We start from the raw sequence: 21,044 nt of genomic DNA, 5'->3' as shown, positions 1-21,044 counted from the left end.
ACTCTACTTTGTTTTATAAGAAATTAAATATTTTCTTGAAATTATAGCCATCCCAACAACTAAACTTATGTCTATTATCAATAAAATAATTGCTAGAGTCGAGTTATAATTTTTTTGTGAAAAAGCTGCCCCTTGCCCCGGAGGAATAACTCCTATTGGGTTATATGCTAATCCATACTTTTTAATAATAGATGAGTTTATATCTCTTATGTTAACTACTGGAATACCTTCTTTTAAGAAATTTACTGCAACAGAATTAATATTTTTATATTCAGTAGGCAAATCTTTCACTACACCAGAAGGAAAACTATGTAACTTAACAAACCTATCTTCTTGTTCATTAGATTTAGTGTTTGCAGATTTTTCTTTATTATCTTTATCTTCTTTTTCTGATTCTGGCTTAATTTGTTTAAGTCCTATAGACGCCATATTACCGCCAACATTTATATATGCTTTAATTTTTTCATCACCAGCAGCTTCTTTATACATTTTCAAACGCGTTTCTACAGAAGTATTCGTGGCATCTTTATATGGGACATTGATAGTTTCATAACCATTTCTCTTGATTGCGTCATTTAATTTTAAAATCGCTGAAGGAGTCATACCATAACCATTATCTCTAGAGCCCCCTAATGTTGCTCCTAAAATTGGATAATCAAACATACCTTTTTCTACCAAATTATGATAGATATCTAACCATGTAAAATTAGGCCTATTAGCCCCATATTGGGAAGAACCAGCTGAAAATATAATTAAAGGCTTAAGTTCTAAAGTTTTAATTGCTGATAACATAGCAATATCTAAAGCAGGGTATGATCCAGTTTCTTGAACAGCAACAAGATCACCTTTTTTAAGATCTAACTCATTCAACCAGCTAACAAATATCGCTGCGATATTTGGATTAACAGAAGACCTTTTAGAATATAAATCGCCAGAATCAGTAGTAATTTCTGTCATTGATAAACCTACCAAGCCAGTACAAGTCACATCACCGACACCTTTACATAAGTAACCTTTAGACATAAAAAAGTTTTGTGTAAGTTTAAAAGCTTGACTGCTGGTCTCTGCTGCTTGTAATTTTTGAGTGTAGCCTTTAGTTTCGATGACTAAATTTTTCTCTACTATATATAAAGAAATTATCATGAATGCACTTAAAAACAATATTATATAACGCGACAAATATTTACGATGCCAATACATATTTTTCATTATTTATATTCCTACTATTTGAGGGCCAATCAACACTATCAGTAACAAACGAATAATAACAGACGCTATTAATAATGAACCTATAGTCTCAATAAGACCTTGTCTATCTATAGATAAAGTAATAAGGCCAGGTATAATATAACCTATAACTTTTATATTATCGAAATAAAAACTAGAAGTCATATATTCAGACAATATACTATTACATATAGTCCCTAATATAAAAGATAAAAGTACTGTAATAGCAATTCTTCTTCTACCATAAATAATCATAAATTTAGACATCAACCTAACTATTCCAAAAATCACTATCGAAATAACTATAGTCAATATGACTCTATCTGGTGCCCCCATTTCTAAAGCAAAATAACCTGGCACAACCATACCACCTGTAGATAAACCTAAAAGTGACACAAAGACTAGTCCAACAATCAAACCTATCCCTATAGAGAGAGTTAATGGATCCATATTTTCTCCTATTAAATGTACAATTTTTTAAAACAAACCGTATTTATAAACCATGCTTCTCTTTATGACTTTTATCACAAAAATCTACTAAACTCATTCCGATATCTTTAATATTACCAACTCCAACAAGTATGTATGAGTTAGCTTCTTGAGTTTCGTGTACTTTTTCAAGAATTTCAAGAGGTTGCTTGTCTTCACAAATGATAACTTGAGATCTCTTTTTATTAAGTGATTTTGCATATTTTTTATAGAAAGAAGTGAAAACTTCTGTACCTGTTCCAATAAGAACAACCAAGTTTGGAACTTGCCAATCAAGTATAGCTTCTGCTATCTGTTTAGACCTATCCTCTCTATCCTCTCGGCAGTTGACAACTAAAACTTTTTTATCACAATTCTCATACTTACTATAAAGCTTATCCCAAAGCATTTTAGTTGAAACTGGATCATTTGCAGCAAAAGCATTAGCAAAATTCATTTCAGAGCCTTTAATATCAAAATTATACTCTGTCATAGCTCCAGGATCAGGGGTTGCTTCCCACATACCTTTTAAAGCTACTTCTCTTGGTATCCCCAAATCATCTGTCACTTTTAATGCCAAAGCTACGTTAATTTTAAACTCAGAATATACAAACTTATTAATTTCTTCATCTGTTATTTTCTCAGCATCAGTAGCAGTAGCAACTATAAGTTCACTTCCCCTATCTTTACATGCATATTTGAAAAAATCAACATGCACATCTTCAGCTGTGAAATATTTTGCCTTTACAGGAACTGCCCCAGCTAAAGCTTTTGCAACATCTCTTTCTGTTGGACCCATCACATCTAAATGATCAGGTCTAGCATTAGTAAGTACGCCATGTGTAGCTTTAACTAATTTTAGCTCACATAAAGATTGTAATAATGGTTGAAGTGCCATACATTCTATAACTATAGCATCAGCTTTAGCTCTTTTTGCTTTAAACATTATTTTTACTTGCTCAGCTATATTACTAAAACCTATTCTAAAAACTGGAGTTTCTGAACCATCAACATTTATGTACCTAGCTAAAGTTCCTGTAGTTTTCGCAACAGTCCTATGGCCTCCAGCACGCACCCCAGCTGCTATTAATCTAGCAACGCTTGATTTACCCCTAGTACCATTCACATGAATACGTATCGGGATACTCCTAACACTTATATTATGGATAATGTTTTCTACTGTTAGATAAATACTTAGAACAAGAAAAACTCCTATAATCAGCCAAAAGTCCAAAATAAACCCCTTTCACACCTTTAAAACTTCTTTTCCTAATATATCATAAAAGCTAGCTTATCAAAAGCTAATGAGCTAATTTAAAATTTTTGATAGTCCCTTTAGTCGCAAAATAAATACCTATAATAAGCACAATACCCCAAATAATAAAGTTCACAGTTACTTTCTCAAGGTGAAAAATTATACTAAAAACACCTGCCCAAAAAATAAATGTAGCATTAAAAGTAGTTCCTAGACTTGCTCCTATACGCTTTATAGCATAATAATAAGCGATATATGATGCCATAGCAGACATCACACATATGATAAGTATTTTTATCATGAAAAAGTTTTCCACCACCTTTAAAAATTCTAAAGGAAAAAATATACAAATAAAGATTAAGCAAACCAAATAAGATATTGCTGAACAAAACTGTCTTGTAGCTAATAAAAATGAACTATGACCTTCAGTAGCCTTTTTTAAGGCCAATGAAAATAAAATTGATTCTAGCCCCCACCCAAGCATTGCACAAAGAGCAAACATAATGCCAATTAGTGTCTTACCACCTCCATGACGCCCGCCAGCAATTGATATGAATATAACAGCCAAGACTGATAGCACTATGCCAAGTATTTTTAAGTTTGTTGGTTTTTCTTTTAGAAAAAATATTGCTAAAACAAGAGCTACTATCGGGTAACATGAAGTGACAACACCAGCGTAAATAGGCCCAGCATATGATATACCAACTATACCAGCAACCATTCCTAGAGGTCCAGCGAAAATAGCCGCTAGACACAGTAACCAGAAGATTTTTTTTAAAGATTTAATTCTAGTGAAAAAAATTTTGGGAGAACTAAAATAATGGTATCCAAATATAGCCAAACAAGATGAAGTATCTTGCACAGCAGCTAAGAGTAAAGAAAAAATTATAGTTAACAATCCTGTTGATAGGATTCCTATTTTAATACTAAAAATATTGATATATACATCATTAAGGCCCCACAGCACGCCTGATAAGACTCCCACAAATATACCAAAAAATTTTAAAGACTTAAAACCTAACAAAATAAATCTATTACAAAATAAAACTAGAATCATAATAACATCTTAAAAGGTTTAAATAAACCATTTCAAACTTTTCTAGGGACGAGTAATTAAAAACCGACTTTTATAACTTCACCATCAGCAATACCAGCAACAGATTTTAGATAAGCATTTGCTACATTACTAGCCTTAACAGGTTTAAATCCAACAAAAAATGGTGCATATTTTTCTAAAGCTTCTTCAACAACAGTAGGGCTAACAATGTTTATACGGAAATCTGTATATTCAAGTGAAGCTGCCTTAACAAACCCTTCTAGAGCAGAATTTATAGTTGCAGCTATAGTACCATTAGCTATTGGTTGTACGTTTAATATTCCTGAGGTAAGTGTAAAGGATCCTCCTTTTGAAACATATCTTGCACCAATTTGGACTAAATTTACCTGGCCTAAAAGCTTATTAGATAAACTTAAATCCCAATCTTTTTGCTCCAACAGGCGTATATCCTTAAATACGACTTTACCTGTAGTCGATACAAGAGCATCAAAACTTCCTATCTGTTCAAATAACGCACAAATGGAGTTTGTATCCTGTATATCAACTTTGTAATCAGAACCTTTTCCAGAGAAACTGGCAGAAATAACATCAAAGCCAGCTTCAACTAAAGTTTTATACGTTGCTGAGCCTATCACTCCTGTAGCACCGATTAGAACAACTTTTTTAGCCATAAATTACTTAGACTCTAAATATTTTAGTAAATTCTCTGGAGAAGTCTCGCCATATGGGTCATCTTCTGAATTATTGCATTTCCCCGGTTCTACAAAAAATTTCTCAATTTCACCATTATTTACCACCATAGCATACCTCCATGATCTTTTACCAAAACCAAGGTTTTCTTTATCTACAAGCATATCTAAAGCTGCAGTGAACTCACCATTTCCATCAGGAATTGGTTTAATATTTTTAATCTTTTGGAACTCAACCCATTTATTCATTACGAACGAGTCATTCACAGACAAAACATAAATTTCATCGATTCCAAGCTTTTTAAATTTATCGAAGTTGTTTTCAAAACCTGGTAATTGATATGTAGAACAAGTTGGTGTGAATGCTCCAGGAAGTGAAAACACAATCACTCTTTTGTTATTAAAAATCTCTGAAGTAGTTAAATCTTGCCATCTAAATGGGTTTGAACCACCTATACTTTCATCTCTAACTCTTATTTTGAAAGTTACATTAGGTACTCGTTTTATCATTTTTCATTCTCCGACGTTATTAGATACAAGGTTTATTGTATTACAAATACACCAGTTGTAAAATATATAAAAGTTATGTTTGTAATAAGTTTTGCTTATATGAATACTAGAACCTTAGAATACATAATAGCAGTATACGAAACTAAAAGCTTTATTACAGCATCTGAAAAATGTTTTGTAAGCCAACCAGCATTGAGTATGCAAATTAAAAAATTTGAAGAGTACTTGGATATACAAATATTCGAGCGAGGTACAAAACAAGTATTTACTACACAAGCTGGCGAAAAAATAATTACTCAAGCCTATAAAATAATTGATGAGGTGAAAAACTTAAATAAAATAGCTAGCATGTATTTAAAGGGCAGTAAAATTAGTGTCTCTATAGGAGCTTTTCCCACCATATGCCCCTATATCATGCCAAAACTTTTACCATCTATAAAACAGCAAATACCTAATTTAAGTATCTCTGTGGTTGAGGAAAAAACCGATATCCTCGTAAGTATGCTTGAACAAGGAAAATTAGATTTTGCCTTATTTGCTGATCCTATAGATCACAATCAATTTATATCCAAAAAACTATTTGATGATAAGTTTTTTGTAGCTGTAGCAAGTACAAATAAACTTTCTAAAAAAAAGAAGTTATCTATAGCTGAAATTATAAAACAAAATCTTATGATTCTTGATGAAGGACATTGTCTTAGAGATCAGACTCTAAAACTATGCTCATTAAACAAATATAACAATATTAATTTTAAAGGAAGTAGTTTAGAAACTTTACGTCAAATGGTGTCCATCGATGAAGGCATAACCCTTATACCAGAAATAGCTTGTACTCAAATGGAGAATATAAGTTATTTAGCGATAAATGATCCGAATTTCAAAAGAGAAATATTTTTAGCAATGAGGAAAAATTCTGTATATAGTAAGATTTTTAAACAATTAGCTACTATTATAATTAAACATCATTAGACACAATTTCTCGTTTACTAACTAGGTTTTCGAAGTGTTTTATGGGAATATTTTTTTTAACACAATTAGAGTCATATAATTTTAGTTTGCAACAGTCCCTTATCTAAAATACTTAAACGTTATCAAATTAGTCATATATAAAAAAATACTATTAACTCATATAATCAAATCAAGTTTTAAGTGTAACAAAAAGTATTTAGAGGGTAATTCGATGTCTAATAAACTAATCCAACAACAAAAACAACAACAAAAAATTGAGAATTTACTAACACAGCTGCCACAGTCAAAAGCGCTTACTATTAGAGAAATTAGAAGCGAGGGTTACCTTAAAAACCTACAAACTGAAGCTTATGAACCTCTTATATAATTATTGAGTTTGTACATCAAAAATAAAACCTCTATCTCATCATTAAACATTAATGAAATATTCTTCGGGAAGACTAAAAAAAGATCTCTTGAGATTATAAATAACCTCTTAGTTAGAGAAAAGCAAAAAAATACTAATGATATCTCTATAAATTCTATCACTCCAGCTAAAACAAGTAGCTTTATATCATCGAATAAAGGAATCGTTGAAAGAAAAAAATGGATCATTAAAACAAATGATTTAAATCACTCTAGCCTCATCAATAAAAGTCAAAACCTTAACGATAGTAACTCTATACCTGACTTTGTAAATAAAAGTCAAATTTTTAACGATTATGATAGCTCAAATAATAATTCTATACATTATAACCAAAATCAATGGCTCAAAAATATGGGTAAATCCACTTTAGGAGAATCTCGATTAATAGATGATTCTCTTCTTATTAATGATCCTAATAGCTCAGTGAATTTATCTTATTCTATAACTGAAATCAGAGATACAGCTATAACATCTCTATGCTTATCAAATGAATCTCTAGATTTATTACAAGAATTACAGATTTCGCAAAATACTAATCTCCAAACAGAGTATTTAGAAAACATCATGCAACTTTCTCAAAACCACCATCAGCTTAAAAAAATGGTAGAATCTTCTTTAATTAACTCAACTACAGGACGCCGTAAATGGGAAAAACCTATTAATGGAACAAATTCTCAATTAAACCCTGAGCTTCAAAAGATATTCGGTGTAGCTCCTGGTGAGCTTCAAAGAAAGTATAACGATGCTATGCAAAACCAAAATATTAGTATGAACACATCTTTAACAAATCCAATTACAGGGCACCGTAAATGGGAAAACCTATTAATGGAACAAATTCTCAATTAAACCCTGAGCTTCAAAAGATATTCGGTGTAGCTCCTGGTGAGCTTCAAAGAAAGTATAACGATGCTATGCAAAACCAAAATATTAGTATGGGCACATCTTTAACAAATCCAATTACAGGGCACCGTAAATGGGAAAAACCTGTTAATGGAACAAATTCTCAATTAAACCCTGAGCTTCAAAAGATATTCGGTGTAGCTCCTGGTGAGCTTCAAAGAAAGTATAACGATGTTATGCAAAACCAAAATATTAGTATGAACACATCTTTATGTATGTCATTTGAAGAAATCTCCTCAATTAACGAAGAAGCTAATGATATATTATCTTTACTTGAGCAGATAGAAGACTTAGATTAAACCAATCTCTAATTAACATCTGGCTCATTGCCAGCATCCTACCAAAATTTCATCCTTAGGTCGTAAATAATAGCAAATAAAAAAATCATTCTATGCATAATTTTCTACTTTGCTTTTTTTAATAAGGTAATTTTAATAAGGTAAACATAACAATCATCTGTATTTACAGTCTTTAAAATGATATTATTTGAAACTATAAATCTAAAAACTGCATGGTTTATAACTTTGATTTTAAATAAACATTTTAGACTACTTTTTCTTATATTCTTAACTTTTATAAGTTTCTGCAGCACTTATGCAGCAACAGCTCGTAGTGAAATACAATATTTAGTAAAGGAATATGGCCTTACTGATGTAAAAATAAGTATAGCTACCCAAAATACAATTTCTGGTGCAAACTTATACGCTTATGGCCAAAATAGACCAATGAAACCTGCTAGTAATAATAAAGTTTTTACTATGGTAGCTGCATTATTTGCTATACCTGATAGTTTTACGTTTACAACGACAGTTAACTACTCTAGCAACAAAGTAAAAGGTCATATTTTACATGGCGATCTATATATAAAGTTCTCAGGCAACCCTGCTTTAACTGGAGGACAACTATCATCTTTAATAAAACAAATAAAAACTACTAAGGAAATAACACAAATAACAGGAGATGTATATCTTGTTGGCAATTTTTCAGGACCATATATCCCAGAAGGGTGGACAAAAGAGGATAGTACTTTTTGTTATGGAGCACCTGCTTCAAGTTTTACTATAAACAGAAATTGTACAGTAGTAAAACTAGCCAAGAATCCAAATAGTTTAACAACTCGTGTTATCACACTTAGCAATGCCAGCAATATCACAGTCAAAAATACCGCTAAATATACTAATTCAGCAGAACCTACTATTATTTCCATGAACGATGATAACGTTTTATATATTAGAGGCTACTTATCTCGTGCTGCAGAAAAAATGTTCAAATTAGCTATTAAAAATCCTGCTTTAAAAACATTAAATACCGTTGATGATTTTTTAAACACTAATGGAATTAAACATAACAAAATAGCTATAACAACTTCAATACCACCAGGAAATACTGAACAATTAAGCATAAGTTCTACAACTATAGGTAGTTTTATCGACCAAACACTTAAACACTCCGACAATCTATACGCTGAAACGATATTAAACACTATTGGTCTAAAGCAAAAAGGCATAGGCTCAACTAATGCAGGAACAGCTGCAGTTCAAGAAATTCTTTATGATAAGCTTAATCTAGATACTTCGGCATTAACCATGTATGATGGCTCAGGACTATCACACCTTGATAGAGTTACAGCCCAGTTTATGGTTAATTTTTTAACTAAAACATACAATAGCTCTATTGGTCAAAAATTCTACAGTTACTTACCAGCATCTGGGATAAGCGGAACTATATCATATAGAATGGGGGACAAATTACTAGGTAAAGTACATGCTAAAACAGGCACTCTAGCTGGAGTTTCCACTCTTGCAGGCTATGTCCTTACAGAGAAAAATCATCGTATAAGCTTTTCTATTATGCTTAATGATCTTAAGGCTTCTGATAGGTATAATGCTCGTAGGTTTCAAGATAAAGTAGTTGATGTTTTTTATAGGCATTTATAAATGAAAAAAATATTTAAGATCATATCAGTAACTACTATATTAGGTATACTTAACTCTTGTGCGACTGAACAACCTAAAAATATAAATAATGCTTGTAGTATAATCCATCAATATCCTAATTGGTATTACGATATGATTGACTCATACAATAGATGGGGAGTACCTCTTAATATTCAAATGGCTTTTCTTCGCCAAGAATCCTCTTTTAGAGCAGATGCTAAACCTTCTATGAATTACTATTTTGGTTTCATACCAGTAGGTAGAGCTTCAACAGCATATGGGTATGCCCAAGCTCTTGATGGTACTTGGGATCATTATAAAAAAGAAACTCAGCAATCTTTTGTCTCAAGGTCAAACTTTTCTGATGCTGTAGATTTTATAGGCTGGTATTTAAATAATGTACATAATAAAACAGGTATTAGTAAAACTGATGCCTATCACTTGTATTTAGCCTACCATGAAGGTATTGGTGGATATAAAAATGGTACCCACAAAAACAACTCTTTCTTAAAGAACTATGCTAGAAAAACAGCTGATATAGCACAAAAATACTCTACTCAATTACAAAATTGTAAGATCCCTGGTAAGCCACTATTATCTTACTTATTCTAGGAAATTTATGAATAAACAGCCTTTCAAAAAAACAATAAATATACGTTGGTCAGATACGGATAAAAACGGCCATGTAAATAATGGAAAATATTTTGATTATTTTGAAGAAGCTCGCACACAATGGGTTTATGCTTTTAAAAAACTTATTAATTGGAGCATAGAAAACTCTATCCAATTTGTTGTAGCTGAACAAAGCTGCAAATATATGTACCCCCTATTACACCCAAATACAATTGAGGTAACGCAGTATGTATCTAGAATTGGAGCAGCAAGTATAGAGTTTAAATATGAAATAAGGATACTAGGAAATGACAGAATTGTCACAACAGCATACTCCAAACTAGCATGTTATAACTTAAAAACAGCTAGATTAGAAAAGATACCTAATGATATAAAACAAGCTACTTTAGAAGACTATTATGAATAACGATAAGCAAAGCCTTAAAAAGCTAGAAAAACAAATATTACGAAAAACTGCCCAGGCTATTAATCAGTATAATATGATTGAAGATGGTGATAAAATTATGGCCTGTTTATCTGGAGGCAAAGATTCCTATTGCCTACTAGAAATGCTGTTACTACTACAGCAAAAAGCGCCTATTAAATTTGATGTCATCGCAGTAAACTTAGATCAAAAGCAGCCTAATTTTCCTGAAGATGTTTTACCAAATTATCTTAAAGAGAAAAAGATAGATTTTCACATTATAGAGCGAGATACCTATAGTGTTGTAAAAAGAGTAATTCCAGAAGGTAAAACCACTTGTGGGTTATGCTCTAGGATGCGCAGAGGCATCTTATATGACTTTGCGCAAGAGCATGGAATTACTAAAATAGCTCTAGGTCACCATCGTGATGATATAATAGAAACTTTTTTTCTAAATCTTTTTTATAATGGCTCTATCAAAGCTATGCCACCAAAGCTACTTAGTGATGATAAACGTAATATTGTAATTCGTCCATTAGCTTTTGTAACTGAAGAAGAAACTACAGAATACTCAAAGTTAAAAAATTTTCCTATCATTCCATGTAACCTCTGCGGTTCACAAGATAATTTGCAAAGAGTCTTTATTAAAGATATGCTTAACAAATGGGAAAAAAATAACCCAGAAAGAAAAAATGTGTTATTTAAAGCTCTGTCTAACATTTCACCATCACAAATGCTAGATAAAGAGCTTTTTGATTTTTTTAATATAACAAAAAATGACATACAAAGATAAGGAGTACAAAATGAAACTCAAAAAAATTGTTACTATTATATCCTACTCACTAATAGGGCTAACTATTAGCTCATGTTCTACCACTAGTAGTAACGACACAAGCACTGTAGAACAAACTGATAAAACGGCACCATCAGTGACAGTTTCCCCAAAAGATACTACACTACCTACAGCTAAAGTTACAGTAAAACAGGTTAAACCTATTACACTTGAAATGCCTGCAAATGCTAGCTATACAGTAGGATACCAAATCGGATCTGGTATTGCTAAGCAAGACTTTATTTTAAACGATGAGCAAACTATAGCTGGATTTAAAGATGCTATGGCAAATAAAAAGCCCAAATTGTCTGAAGAGCAAATACAAGAAAATATAGACTCTCTAAAAGACAAAATAATAAAAAGACAACTTGGTGTAGCTAAAGAAAATCAAACCAATTCATCTGCTTTTATAGAACAAATCTCTAAAATGAATAATATAATAAAAGTTAATGATGATGTTTATTATCAAATTGTAAAACAAGGAAATGGTAAAAAACCAAACTCTGATAGTCAAGTAACGATAGCATACAAAGGAACTACCCCTATCGTAGCTTACCGGAAAGATAACTCCAAGTTAGACTCAGTTAAACAAGCTAAACTAATAGGTCCTACTTTTGATTCAAGTGATAACGCTACTTTCCCGCTAACAAACTTAATTCAATGCTGGAAAGATGCTATACCAGAAATACCAGTTGGCTCCACTATTATATTATACTGTGCTCCCAAAGTAGCTTATGGCAGCAGAGCTCCAGCTGCAATAGGTCCTAACCAGGCACTATCTTTTGAAATAACACTTAAAGATTTTAAATAGGTTTTAATACTTACTAATAATTGATAAATCAGATAATAAGAATAAGTCCTACCCATTTATATCTTGCTGAAACTTTTGTTTTATTAATTCATCCAAACTTCTATCATAAAAAATTATTTCTAATAAGGCGATGGCATCCATTTCGCTATTAAGTACTATACTTTTTATCTTTTTTCCCAAATCTCCCTGAAGCAATGCCGCCTTCTCTTGTGGAGATAAAATAAATGGTGGAGACTCTCCTTCTGATAGAAACTTATTAGAATTAAATAACATACATAAAAGTTTTTTAGCTGCCCTTATTTTATCATCCTTAGAAAAACCTGTATTAAACAAAGATGTATAGCTACCCTTTTGTTCTCGTTCTTTAATATAATTTAAAAGAGCATATGCTAACCTATTTCTGATACAAATTTTTTTATAAAAAAGAAAATCATAAGATCTTTTATTTTTTGTTAATTGGTCAACTGGGGAAGTACGTTCAAACCCTTTTTTTTCTATATCAAAATGTGCAAATGTAATTTTAGTAGCTAATAATGTTATATTGTCAATTTCATTAATAAACATTTCTTCTTTGATATCTTTAAAGACCGTTTTAAGATCATTTCTAAACAAAGGATTCTCAATGCAAAGCTCCTTTACAAAGTAAACAATTTTCTTTCCTTCTTGTGATATTTGTTTTATCCCATTTTCTCTAGTAAGGAACTTATCTGAGAATATGATTTCAGTAGAGTCTGCAATTATATCGGGACTTATATTATCAAGAACGTTAGGAAGCTTACTAATAAAACCTATCCACGGATCTAGTAACACCCATCCTACTTTTTGTTTAACAACAACAAAACTATGTACAGGATCTCTAGAGTCAGTAACAAAAACATGTTCATAATGTTTTCTAAGGTTAAGTGATAAAAACAACGCTTGAAGCCTACAGTTAGAATATCCTGCTTTTTTTAAAGACTCATAAGCTTTACTTATATCATCTCTTTCCCACTCGTATACTTTTGCCGCGTATTCATCATTATGGAAATAAAATTTATCAGTAAGAACTGAGTTTTTTTCTTCAACTCCAAGTATTTGTCTATCATGTAGGTAAGGAGTTTCTCTTTTAGAATAAAGATGATTGTACTCATCTGTTATACCTCTATCACAAGTTCTACTTACATAAAACTCTGACATTATTTTTTTGAAAATGTCTGTTATTTTTTTATCTATCAAGTTTTTAGCTCATTTTTTTTTAAAAAAAGCTTATCACTACTGTGTTTAAAATCAATAAGTTTCGTAATAAAAAATAATAAATTGGTATTTTCCCGTACTAAACCTCACAGCAATACTTACTGACTAGAAGCTATGGCTTCTTCAACTAATTTATAATAATTCTCTTTATTTGTATATAATTTGCTAACGTTAAAGTCAGGATTCCAACCCTCTAGTTTATTTAAAAAAACCATGTACTTACTTCTGTCGCTCCCAATCTTCCTAGCCTCTCTTACCCAGTCTAAGCTTAATCCGTCGATCTCAAACGCTAATTTATTATTTGGTACTACATCAAAAGAGAAAATACCCTTCGCTGTTTTAGTCATCGTGATATTATCCTTGGATAATTGATTAGGCAAATTTTTTCCTCTAACTACAGCACAAACAGTTAACGTGCCCCTAAAAATACACTCTAAGTCATATTGACTCGGGAAGTAATAGTTATCTATACAAGTCTGTAAATAATTAATCACAGAACTTATAGCTTTACCTTTGCGATTACTATGATTTTTAGTATACCAACCCGATGATTTCTTTTTCAACCTAATAAAAAAATCCCTTAAACTAATCAGTTGCTGGTATTTCTGGATATTATATTCTAAGCTTCTTCTAACACTACTAAATCTACGACCCTGTGCAAAAGAATCTCGTTTATTTACTAATTTTTCTTTTTGTATTTTATAGCACTCTTGAAATGTATCTATATATTGTTTATCTATTTTAATAATATTTGAGGAAGGATTTATTTCTAAATGTTGACCTATATACATAACATTACCCCTATAATAATCTAGTACATCATATAACACAGCATGTTCTAAGTGTTCTCTTAAGTTTGACAATTTTGTAGCTTTATATATCCATGGATCAATAATAACAGCATTTTTTAGCTCATCATCTTGTTTAAGTTCACGAAGACTTTTTTTATACTTAGTCCATTCTCTTGCAGCATTATTAGCTAAACTTAAGCTATTGTGTGCTATAAGAAATACATGCTTTTTATATATTGACATTAAAGACAAATAAAAAGTGCCTATTTTTATTTCTTCTAAACCTTGTGCAATATGTAAAATAGCTAACGATAGTTCATCACATAAACCTACACCATTTTTCAAATAAACCTGTTTGCCTTGAGGAGTATAGGGCAGATGAAGTGTGTATATTTGCTCTAGCTTTTTACTCCTATGCTTGTAAAAGTCACTTTTTTTATAGCCCCTATATAAGTTATCAATGTTTTCAGAATATTTAATCTTGGATCTAACCGTCTGAACCAAAGCAGCTCCTATAGCTAATAACTCATCACTATCAATCATTAAAAATATTTTTTAAATAAAAATAATATATTTTATCACTATTTTTAAATAATAGTTTTTATTTTTATATGTAAATAATTATATTTATATTAAAAAATTGTATATTTGTTATTTTTCTCTTTTAACCACTAAATCACACAATAAATACATAGCTTTTTTATAATCACTATTTGGCAAAAACTGTATTGCCTGTTTAGCAAGCTCAGCATATTTACATGCTACACTATAGGAATATTCTATTGCTCCACTGGTTTTAACTATATTTATTATTTCATTTATTTGGTATTGCCCTTGCTCTATTGCTGTTTTTAAAATAGTTTGCTTTTCAACAGAAATATTTGTTAATGCGTAAATAGTAGGCAAAGTCATTTTACCTTCATCTAAATCATCACCAATGTTTTTACCTAAACTTTCGGCATTAGAAACATAATCCAAAACGTCATCAGCTATTTGAAAGGCATTACCAAGGTAAACACCAAAATTTTTAATATCTTGGCTATGTTTTTCGTATTCAAGCTTATCTAAACTAATAACTCCAGCTAATTCACATGCTGCCTCAAAAAGCTTAGCTGTTTTACAATAAATCACATTAATATAATCTTTTTCTGTAAGTCCAGAATTTCGCGCGTTTAAAAGCTGTAAAACTTCACCTTCTGAAATCTTATTTGTAGCATCAGCAAGTATCTGCATAATCTGCATACTATCTAACTCAACCATCATCTGAAAAGCTCTAGAATAGAGAAAATCACCTGTCAAAACACTAGCGGCGTTACCAAAAACGTTATTAGCAGTTTGCTTGCCTCTGCGTAGCTGTGAATTATCGACAACATCATCATGTAATAAAGTAGCTGTATGGATAAACTCGATAATAGCAGCACACGCTAAATGCTTTTGTCCTTGGTAACCTAAAGCTTTAGCAAATAACATCACTAAAAGAGGACGTAATCTTTTACCGCCACTATTTATTATATAGTGACTAATTTGGTTAATAAGTACCACATCTGAAGATAATGAATCTTTTATAAATTGATTATTGTCTTGAATATCTTTGTCTATAAGAGATTGGATGTCTTTTAGTTGCTGCATAATTATACTTTTAACCCATTTTAAAATACTATAGCTATCCTTGGTTCTATTATAGCTGATTGATTATTAATATTTCAAAAAAATATAAATTCCTTAGTTTTAATCATAGATCACAAATATTAGTTATTTGATGTATGTAATTCTTTAATTAATTGAAATATTTCTCTATACGATTTTTTTGGTTTATTTTTTTCTGCTTCTCTATGATGAGATCTAATTAATTGTCTTAATTTTTGGATATCCATATCTGGAAATTCCCCAATTAAATTATCTAAAGTTTGGTTACTCTTGTCTTTATCAGAATCTAAAAGATTATCACGGATATTTTCTAAACGATGAAATAAAAGATTGGCTTGCTTATCTTTATTTATAATTATATCGTAAGCTTTTTGAATTTCATCAAGATTATCAACCTTTCGCAATAGTTTACCTATAAATTGAATTTGTCTTTTTAAAGCTATCTTTTGCATAGACTTAGTAGCTAAAATATTATCTCGAAGGTTATCAGAAATCGGAAGCTTGACTAGCTGCTGATTACTAAGATCAATAAGTGCTTTACCAAAATCTGTAATTTCAAGCATATCTTTTTTTACGCTACTTTTACTTCTTGACAGTCGGTAGTGCGAATTCTCCTCTTCTCGCTCAAGACGTTCAACTTCATCTAGATCTATTACTTTGCCCATATATTTAGTATCTGTTATTTATTTACTATATATAAGGATATAAGATATAATCTAAAACATTCAACTTATTTTATTATATTTTAGAAGATCAGGAGACAATCAAGATATGTTCAACCGTGATAAAAATAGTCTAAAAAATACTGATAAAGAAATATTTGACGCCATAGAACTTGAAATTAAAAGGCAACATGAACATGTAGAGCTTATCGCATCAGAAAACTATGCTAGCCCGGCTGTGATGGAAGCACAAGGCTCCCAGCTAACAAATAAATATGCCGAAGGTTATCACGGCAAAAGATATTATGGCGGTTGTGAATATGTTGATATAGCTGAAAAGTTAGCTATTGAAAGAGCGCAAAAACTTTTTAACGTTGATTATGCTAATGTGCAACCACACTCTGGATCTCAAGCAAATGCGGCTGTCTATAATGCTATATTAAAACCAGGTGATACTGTACTTGGTATGGATCTAAGTGCTGGTGGACACCTAACTCATGGAAGTAAAGTTAATTTTTCAGGAAAGATTTACAATTCTATACAATATGGTCTTAATGAGGCTGGTGATATTGATTATGGCCAAGTAGCTGCATTAGCAAAAGAGCACAAACCAAAAATGATAATTGCTGGGTTTTCTGCTTTTTCCGGAATCTTAAATTGGGAAAAATTTAGAGAAATTGCTGATTCTGTAGATGCTGTACTTATGGCAGATATTGCCCACGTAGCTGGTTTAGTAGCAACAGGACTATACCCTAGCCCATTTCCATATGTAGATGTTGCAACTACCACCACCCATAAAACTCTTAGGGGGCCTCGCGGTGGTTTAATACTTTGCAACAATAATCCAGAGCTAGCTAAAAAGTTTCAATCTGCTATCTTTCCAGGTATTCAAGGTGGTCCTTTAATGCATGTAATTGCAGCTAAAGCAGTTGCTTTTAAAGAAGCTTTAGAACCAAACTTTGTAGAATACCAAAAGCAAGTACTAAAAAACGCTAAAGCTATGGAAAAAGCTCTTAAACAACGTAATATTAATATCATATCTGGTGGAACTCATAATCACCTACTACTTTTAGATATTACAAACTCTGGATTCTCTGGTAAAGAGGCTGAAGCTGCTCTAGGTAGAGCAAATATCACCGTAAATAAAAACTCTATTCCAAATGATCCTCGCTCACCATTTGTAACTAGTGGTTTAAGGATTGGTAGCCCTGCTATTACCACTCGTGGATTTAAAGAAGCTGAATGTGAATTTATAGCAAACTTACTAGCTGATGTGGTTTTCAACTGTGGTAACGAACAAATAGAAAAAGATGTAGCTAAGCAAATTCTAGAGCTTTGTGACAAATTCCCTGTTTATAAATAAGTATTAATTAGCATCTTTAAATACCTCAAATACCCACAATTTTAAACCTTCTTTATTAAAGCACTTATTACATTTGTATTACATATGGTATAATATAATTTTCATAATCAAAAAGAGAATAGCATGACAACTCTTACAATTAGAAAGACTGGTAATGCTGCTGGTATTAATATCCCAAAGAAAATACTAAAGCTTTTAAATCTACACATAGGTGATGAGCTTGATTTAGATATAAAAGATGATCAAATCATTTTAAAGCCCCATCATGAAGAATTAAATTTAGAGCAGCTATTAGCTGAGAGTGATAAAGATAGTTTCAAAGTAACACCAGAAGATAAACAATGGTTAAACCCTAAAGGTATGGAAATATGAAATACATACCTCAGCAAGGAGATATCATCTGGTTAGATTTTGACCCTTCAGCTGGCAGTGAAATAATGAAAAGACGCCCAGCACTAGTACTTTCAAGAAAGATATTTAATGAGCATACTGGTTTTGCAATGGTTGCTCCTATAACAAGTATAGAAAGAAAAAATAAATTTACTGTACCAACGCCAGAAAATAATAAAACAGAAGGATATGTTTTAACTTATCAAGCTAGAACACTAGATTTTAAAGTCAGAAATGCTGAAAAGATAGAATCTGTATCTTCTGAATATCTTCAAAAAATCACAACATTAATAAAGCTTATAATAAGCTAGGATAATCTTATATTATAGCCTATCTTTTTTAAAGATATTTCAGTCAGTACTACTTTTATACCTAGTAGGATGTAGTATTTTGAAAATATGGATAAATCAAAATCTTAATTTTATTTGTTTTAATTGATTTTGATAAAGAATGTTGAAGCAATTTTGATAGTAATTCTAGAATGAGGCAGTTGATAATTTCTGCCTCTATTTACTAATATACTTTATAGCAACTCATAGAAACAATTTTATTGCTGCCATCTAGGTTTCTCCATTTCATAATTCTACCAACAGCTGCAGGATTATCTGAATATATATTTCCAGTATTTTCATCAAGTGATAAGTAAATTAGCAGTTCGTCTTGTAAAAGAGGATAAGTCTTTTCTGTCCCTCCTGATGTTGGAGCAGATACAGAAGCTGGATATGCATAACCTGCTGGACAGGTGAACGTCAAATTACTAGATGAACCACCAAATTTAATACCATTTGCACCCACGCCGCCTGTAGGATATTTATTTAATATATTAGAGTAAGAGCCAATCATAGTCATTTCGTCTTTTAACCCAATCCCCGTGTCAATGCTTATATTAGCTGTTACAGGACTAAGACCTGAACCAGATGGTGGAGTAGCTTTAAAAGTTATAGTGTAATTAGTGTTATAATCACTAAATATTGCAGTTGGGTTAGTGTAAGGGGGATAAATCATTCCTGTGTCTGGTGACGATGGACTGAAGTACCAATATAACTGCCACTCTGAAGTTATTCCAGTATTTGTTAGATCTGCTGTTAAAGCATAATCTAACAACCCTGTTCTAGTACTACCCAATTCAGGTACTGTAGCTGGGCCTGTGAGTACAGGTTCAGTAACACTTCTGGTACTTTGACCTTTTGTAGCAGTATACGTTACGTTATATGTTGTACTAGTAAGTGCAAATGTATAATTTAGTGTATCTGTAGATCCTGGTACTACAACATCATTTACCTTCCACTGTTTTGTCCAACTGCTATCTATAATTGTACCTGTAGTATCTGCGATCATCGTCCAAGTAAGTGGATCACTACCATCTTGGCTATATGATAATGATGGTTGATTGACTGTACCTATATGTATAGTATCAGTAGCAGTTCTGATACTCTGACCTTTTGTAGCAGTATATTCTACCTGATATGTTGTATCAGATTGGGTAAAAGTATGGTTTAGTGTATCTGTTGTAGCTCCTGATACTACACTACCATCTATCTTCCACTGTTTTGTCCAGCTACTATCTATACTTGTATTTGTAGTATCTGCTGTTATTGTATAAGTAAGTGGATCACTACTATCTGGAGTAGTGATTAATGTCGGTTGAATGACTTCTCCTATCTGTATAGTTTTAGTAGCACTTCTTGTAAGCTCTCCTTTTGTAGCAATATACTCTACTTGATATGTCGTATCAGATTGGGTAAATGTATAGTTTAGTATATCTGTTGTTGCTCCTGATACTACATTACCATTTATCTTCCACTGTTTTGTCCAGCTACTATCTATAATTGTACCTGTAGTATCTGCTGTTATTGTATAAGTAAGTGGATCACTACTATCTACTACAGGTATTAATGTCGGCTCTACTATTTCACCTGTAAGTATATCTTTTGTATCTGTTGAGATTACTTCACCATCTACAGAGACTTCCACACTTACTGTATAAGTTGTATTTGGTGCTGGGAAAAGATACTCTATCTCTTGGGTTGTACCGACTTCTGTACCATCTATTTTCCAAGTAAAAGTCGCATCGTCTGGTATACCAGTATCTGTGGTATTAGCTGTAAATTTATAGTCCAATCCTGAACCTCCTACAACCTCTGACTCTATCTTAACTTGACCATACTCAGTACTTACTGTTTTCGCTATATCAATGCTCTGAACAGTACCATCTGGATATGTTATTGTTCCAGAAACACCTATCTGATGTGCACCTGATGAACCAAATACCCAACCAGTTGGATTAGATTCATATGTACAATCGCCATTACATAATGGTAAATTACTATTACCAAGCTGTTCATTTGTAGCAAACTGACCATCTGTCAGAACCCAAGTTAGGTTATATTGTGGATCTGGTACAGCTTCTTGTTTTAGGACCTTATCTACTGTTTTACCTACTACGTTTGTATATCTAAGCAAATCAGCTTGGTCTAATTCTATACTACAAACTGCACCATCACAATTTGTCCCTATTTGATATTCTGTTAGCTCCTCTTGAGAACAACTACTTAAAAGCACCGCCAATCCTAAGACTGAACTAACACCACATATATATTTATTTAACACTTTAAAGCCTCCATTTAAGTTAAATACAAAATATAAAATATAACAAAATTTAATTTAAGTAAATATATTTTATAAATAAATATTAATATTTTTTTATTTTTTTAATTTTTAAATTGTTTTAAAATAATTAAAAACTAAGTTATATTAGTGCGTATATAGGTAAATGAAAGAAGTTAAACATTTTGAAGCAATAAAATTTTTGATTAACGTGACTTTAAAAAAACTGAGTTAGATGTATGAAACACAATCTA

23 protein-coding genes are annotated in these 21,044 nt (G+C 31.6%); 12 read left to right on the top strand and 11 right to left on the bottom strand.

Going from position 1 to position 21,044, the window contains the following annotated elements; translation table 11 throughout:
- Nucleotides 1-3: 3 nt before the first annotated feature.
- From pgsW to E3E15_RS02885, 6 genes are all read right to left on the bottom strand, one after another.
- Nucleotides 4-1,209 carry a poly-gamma-glutamate system protein gene (pgsW, locus tag E3E15_RS02910; protein ID WP_172106524.1) on the bottom strand — a complete coding sequence of 402 codons (1,206 nt, stop codon included), beginning with the start codon at nucleotides 1,207-1,209 and terminating at the stop codon, nucleotides 4-6.
- A gap of 3 nt (nucleotides 1,210-1,212) precedes the next feature.
- Nucleotides 1,213-1,677 carry a poly-gamma-glutamate biosynthesis protein PgsC gene (gene pgsC, locus E3E15_RS02905; RefSeq protein ID WP_172106523.1) on the bottom strand — a complete coding sequence of 155 codons (465 nt, stop codon included), beginning with the start codon at nucleotides 1,675-1,677 and terminating at the stop codon, nucleotides 1,213-1,215.
- 43 nt (nucleotides 1,678-1,720) lie between these two features.
- Nucleotides 1,721-2,929 carry a poly-gamma-glutamate synthase PgsB gene (pgsB, locus tag E3E15_RS02900; protein WP_172106522.1) on the bottom strand — a complete coding sequence of 403 codons (1,209 nt, stop codon included), beginning with the start codon at nucleotides 2,927-2,929 and terminating at the stop codon, nucleotides 1,721-1,723.
- Between the two features lie 67 nt (nucleotides 2,930-2,996).
- Complete coding sequence (locus tag E3E15_RS02895; RefSeq protein ID WP_172106521.1) at nucleotides 2,997-4,007, bottom strand: DMT family transporter; 1,011 nt, start codon at nucleotides 4,005-4,007, stop codon at nucleotides 2,997-2,999.
- Nucleotides 4,008-4,063: 56 nt separating this feature from the next.
- The gene (locus E3E15_RS02890; protein WP_172106520.1) at nucleotides 4,064-4,678 is read right to left on the bottom strand and encodes a short chain dehydrogenase; all 615 of its coding nucleotides are present in this window, start codon (nucleotides 4,676-4,678) and stop codon (nucleotides 4,064-4,066) included.
- Between the two features lie 3 nt (nucleotides 4,679-4,681).
- On the bottom strand, nucleotides 4,682-5,206 hold the full coding sequence (locus tag E3E15_RS02885; protein WP_172106519.1) for a peroxiredoxin: 525 nt from the start codon (nucleotides 5,204-5,206) through the stop codon (nucleotides 4,682-4,684).
- 99 nt (nucleotides 5,207-5,305) lie between these two features.
- On the opposite strand from E3E15_RS02885, the gene oxyR reads away from it, so the two are divergent.
- From oxyR to E3E15_RS02840, 9 genes are all read left to right on the top strand, one after another.
- On the top strand, nucleotides 5,306-6,175 hold the full coding sequence (oxyR, locus tag E3E15_RS02880) for an oxidative stress transcriptional regulator OxyR (RefSeq protein ID WP_172106518.1): 870 nt from the start codon (nucleotides 5,306-5,308) through the stop codon (nucleotides 6,173-6,175).
- A gap of 211 nt (nucleotides 6,176-6,386) precedes the next feature.
- Nucleotides 6,387-6,542, top strand: a complete 156-nt coding sequence (locus E3E15_RS02875; protein ID WP_172106517.1) for a hypothetical protein — start codon at nucleotides 6,387-6,389, stop codon at nucleotides 6,540-6,542.
- Nucleotides 6,543-6,545: 3 nt separating this feature from the next.
- Nucleotides 6,546-7,427: a hypothetical protein gene (locus E3E15_RS02870; RefSeq protein ID WP_172106516.1), complete on the top strand. Its 882-nt coding sequence runs from the start codon at nucleotides 6,546-6,548 to the stop codon at nucleotides 7,425-7,427.
- A complete protein-coding gene (locus E3E15_RS02865; RefSeq protein ID WP_172106515.1) occupies nucleotides 7,391-7,780 on the top strand; it encodes a hypothetical protein in 390 nt (129 codons plus the stop codon). Before E3E15_RS02870 ends, E3E15_RS02865 begins: the two co-directional genes overlap by 37 nt.
- Before the next feature lie 177 nt (nucleotides 7,781-7,957).
- Nucleotides 7,958-9,418, top strand: coding sequence for a D-alanyl-D-alanine carboxypeptidase/D-alanyl-D-alanine endopeptidase (gene dacB / locus E3E15_RS02860; RefSeq protein ID WP_172106514.1), 1,461 nt, complete (start codon nucleotides 7,958-7,960; stop codon nucleotides 9,416-9,418).
- On the top strand, nucleotides 9,419-10,030 hold the full coding sequence (locus tag E3E15_RS02855) for a transglycosylase SLT domain-containing protein (protein ID WP_172106513.1): 612 nt from the start codon (nucleotides 9,419-9,421) through the stop codon (nucleotides 10,028-10,030).
- A 7-nt stretch (nucleotides 10,031-10,037) separates the two neighbouring features.
- The gene (locus E3E15_RS02850; RefSeq protein WP_172106512.1) at nucleotides 10,038-10,457 is read left to right on the top strand and encodes an acyl-CoA thioesterase; all 420 of its coding nucleotides are present in this window, start codon (nucleotides 10,038-10,040) and stop codon (nucleotides 10,455-10,457) included.
- A complete protein-coding gene (gene ttcA / locus E3E15_RS02845) occupies nucleotides 10,450-11,247 on the top strand; it encodes a tRNA 2-thiocytidine(32) synthetase TtcA (RefSeq protein WP_425352914.1) in 798 nt (265 codons plus the stop codon). The genes E3E15_RS02850 and ttcA overlap by 8 nt, the downstream gene beginning before the upstream one ends.
- 10 nt (nucleotides 11,248-11,257) lie before the next feature.
- Nucleotides 11,258-12,097, top strand: coding sequence for an FKBP-type peptidyl-prolyl cis-trans isomerase N-terminal domain-containing protein (locus E3E15_RS02840; RefSeq protein WP_172106511.1), 840 nt, complete (start codon nucleotides 11,258-11,260; stop codon nucleotides 12,095-12,097).
- Nucleotides 12,098-12,145: 48 nt separating this feature from the next.
- On the opposite strand, the gene E3E15_RS02835 is transcribed toward E3E15_RS02840, so the two are convergent.
- From E3E15_RS02835 to yjgA, 4 genes are all read right to left on the bottom strand, one after another.
- Nucleotides 12,146-13,273, bottom strand: coding sequence for a hypothetical protein (locus E3E15_RS02835; RefSeq protein ID WP_172106510.1), 1,128 nt, complete (start codon nucleotides 13,271-13,273; stop codon nucleotides 12,146-12,148).
- Nucleotides 13,274-13,428: 155 nt separating this feature from the next.
- Complete coding sequence (locus E3E15_RS02830) at nucleotides 13,429-14,664, bottom strand: hypothetical protein (protein WP_172106509.1); 1,236 nt, start codon at nucleotides 14,662-14,664, stop codon at nucleotides 13,429-13,431.
- Between the two features lie 108 nt (nucleotides 14,665-14,772).
- Nucleotides 14,773-15,750, bottom strand: a complete 978-nt coding sequence (locus E3E15_RS02825) for a polyprenyl synthetase family protein (protein WP_172106508.1) — start codon at nucleotides 15,748-15,750, stop codon at nucleotides 14,773-14,775.
- 119 nt (nucleotides 15,751-15,869) lie between these two features.
- On the bottom strand, nucleotides 15,870-16,433 hold the full coding sequence (gene yjgA / locus E3E15_RS02820) for a ribosome biogenesis factor YjgA (RefSeq protein WP_035718711.1): 564 nt from the start codon (nucleotides 16,431-16,433) through the stop codon (nucleotides 15,870-15,872).
- A 106-nt stretch (nucleotides 16,434-16,539) separates the two neighbouring features.
- On the opposite strand from yjgA, the gene glyA reads away from it, so the two are divergent.
- The 3 genes from glyA (at nucleotide 16,540) to E3E15_RS02805 (ending at nucleotide 18,494) form a co-directional block, all read left to right on the top strand.
- A complete protein-coding gene (gene glyA / locus E3E15_RS02815; RefSeq protein ID WP_172106507.1) occupies nucleotides 16,540-17,793 on the top strand; it encodes a serine hydroxymethyltransferase in 1,254 nt (417 codons plus the stop codon).
- Nucleotides 17,794-17,916: 123 nt separating this feature from the next.
- A complete protein-coding gene (locus tag E3E15_RS02810; RefSeq protein ID WP_172106506.1) occupies nucleotides 17,917-18,165 on the top strand; it encodes an AbrB/MazE/SpoVT family DNA-binding domain-containing protein in 249 nt (82 codons plus the stop codon).
- The gene (locus E3E15_RS02805; protein WP_172106505.1) at nucleotides 18,162-18,494 is read left to right on the top strand and encodes a type II toxin-antitoxin system PemK/MazF family toxin; all 333 of its coding nucleotides are present in this window, start codon (nucleotides 18,162-18,164) and stop codon (nucleotides 18,492-18,494) included. The genes E3E15_RS02810 and E3E15_RS02805 overlap by 4 nt, the downstream gene beginning before the upstream one ends.
- A 202-nt stretch (nucleotides 18,495-18,696) precedes the next feature.
- Here E3E15_RS02805 and E3E15_RS02800 read toward each other — a convergent pair whose 3' ends face one another.
- Nucleotides 18,697-20,793, bottom strand: coding sequence for a hypothetical protein (locus tag E3E15_RS02800; RefSeq protein WP_172106504.1), 2,097 nt, complete (start codon nucleotides 20,791-20,793; stop codon nucleotides 18,697-18,699).
- Nucleotides 20,794-21,044: the final 251 nt, after the last annotated feature.

The sequence above is a fragment of the Allofrancisella frigidaquae genome (assembly GCF_012222825.1).
Lineage (GTDB): Bacteria > Pseudomonadota > Gammaproteobacteria > Francisellales > Francisellaceae > Francisella > Francisella frigidaquae.
This window is presented reverse-complemented; position numbering and strand designations above follow the sequence as displayed.

What these genes read in the sequence shown, in the direction of transcription:
- oxyR (WP_172106518.1), top strand. Translation starts at nt 5,306, where the DNA reads ATGAATACTAGAACCTTAGAATACATAATAGCAGTATACGAAACTAAA.
- E3E15_RS02850 (WP_172106512.1), top strand. Translation starts at nt 10,038, where the DNA reads ATGAATAAACAGCCTTTCAAAAAAACAATAAATATACGTTGGTCAGAT.
- E3E15_RS02890 (WP_172106520.1), bottom strand. Translation starts at nt 4,678, where the DNA reads ATGGCTAAAAAAGTTGTTCTAATCGGTGCTACAGGAGTGATAGGCTCA.
- E3E15_RS02875 (WP_172106517.1), top strand. Translation starts at nt 6,387, where the DNA reads ATGTCTAATAAACTAATCCAACAACAAAAACAACAACAAAAAATTGAG.
- E3E15_RS02825 (WP_172106508.1), bottom strand. Translation starts at nt 15,750, where the DNA reads ATGCAGCAACTAAAAGACATCCAATCTCTTATAGACAAAGATATTCAA.
- dacB (WP_172106514.1), top strand. Translation starts at nt 7,958, where the DNA reads ATGATATTATTTGAAACTATAAATCTAAAAACTGCATGGTTTATAACT.
- ttcA (WP_425352914.1), top strand. Translation starts at nt 10,450, where the DNA reads ATGAATAACGATAAGCAAAGCCTTAAAAAGCTAGAAAAACAAATATTA.
- glyA (WP_172106507.1), top strand. Translation starts at nt 16,540, where the DNA reads ATGTTCAACCGTGATAAAAATAGTCTAAAAAATACTGATAAAGAAATA.
- E3E15_RS02855 (WP_172106513.1), top strand. Translation starts at nt 9,419, where the DNA reads ATGAAAAAAATATTTAAGATCATATCAGTAACTACTATATTAGGTATA.
- pgsC (WP_172106523.1), bottom strand. Translation starts at nt 1,677, where the DNA reads ATGGATCCATTAACTCTCTCTATAGGGATAGGTTTGATTGTTGGACTA.
- E3E15_RS02805 (WP_172106505.1), top strand. Translation starts at nt 18,162, where the DNA reads ATGAAATACATACCTCAGCAAGGAGATATCATCTGGTTAGATTTTGAC.
- pgsW (WP_172106524.1), bottom strand. Translation starts at nt 1,209, where the DNA reads ATGAAAAATATGTATTGGCATCGTAAATATTTGTCGCGTTATATAATA.
- E3E15_RS02885 (WP_172106519.1), bottom strand. Translation starts at nt 5,206, where the DNA reads ATGATAAAACGAGTACCTAATGTAACTTTCAAAATAAGAGTTAGAGAT.
- yjgA (WP_035718711.1), bottom strand. Translation starts at nt 16,433, where the DNA reads ATGGGCAAAGTAATAGATCTAGATGAAGTTGAACGTCTTGAGCGAGAA.
- E3E15_RS02895 (WP_172106521.1), bottom strand. Translation starts at nt 4,007, where the DNA reads ATGATTCTAGTTTTATTTTGTAATAGATTTATTTTGTTAGGTTTTAAG.
- E3E15_RS02865 (WP_172106515.1), top strand. Translation starts at nt 7,391, where the DNA reads ATGGGAAAACCTATTAATGGAACAAATTCTCAATTAAACCCTGAGCTT.
- E3E15_RS02810 (WP_172106506.1), top strand. Translation starts at nt 17,917, where the DNA reads ATGACAACTCTTACAATTAGAAAGACTGGTAATGCTGCTGGTATTAAT.
- E3E15_RS02830 (WP_172106509.1), bottom strand. Translation starts at nt 14,664, where the DNA reads ATGATTGATAGTGATGAGTTATTAGCTATAGGAGCTGCTTTGGTTCAG.
- E3E15_RS02835 (WP_172106510.1), bottom strand. Translation starts at nt 13,273, where the DNA reads ATGTCAGAGTTTTATGTAAGTAGAACTTGTGATAGAGGTATAACAGAT.
- E3E15_RS02840 (WP_172106511.1), top strand. Translation starts at nt 11,258, where the DNA reads ATGAAACTCAAAAAAATTGTTACTATTATATCCTACTCACTAATAGGG.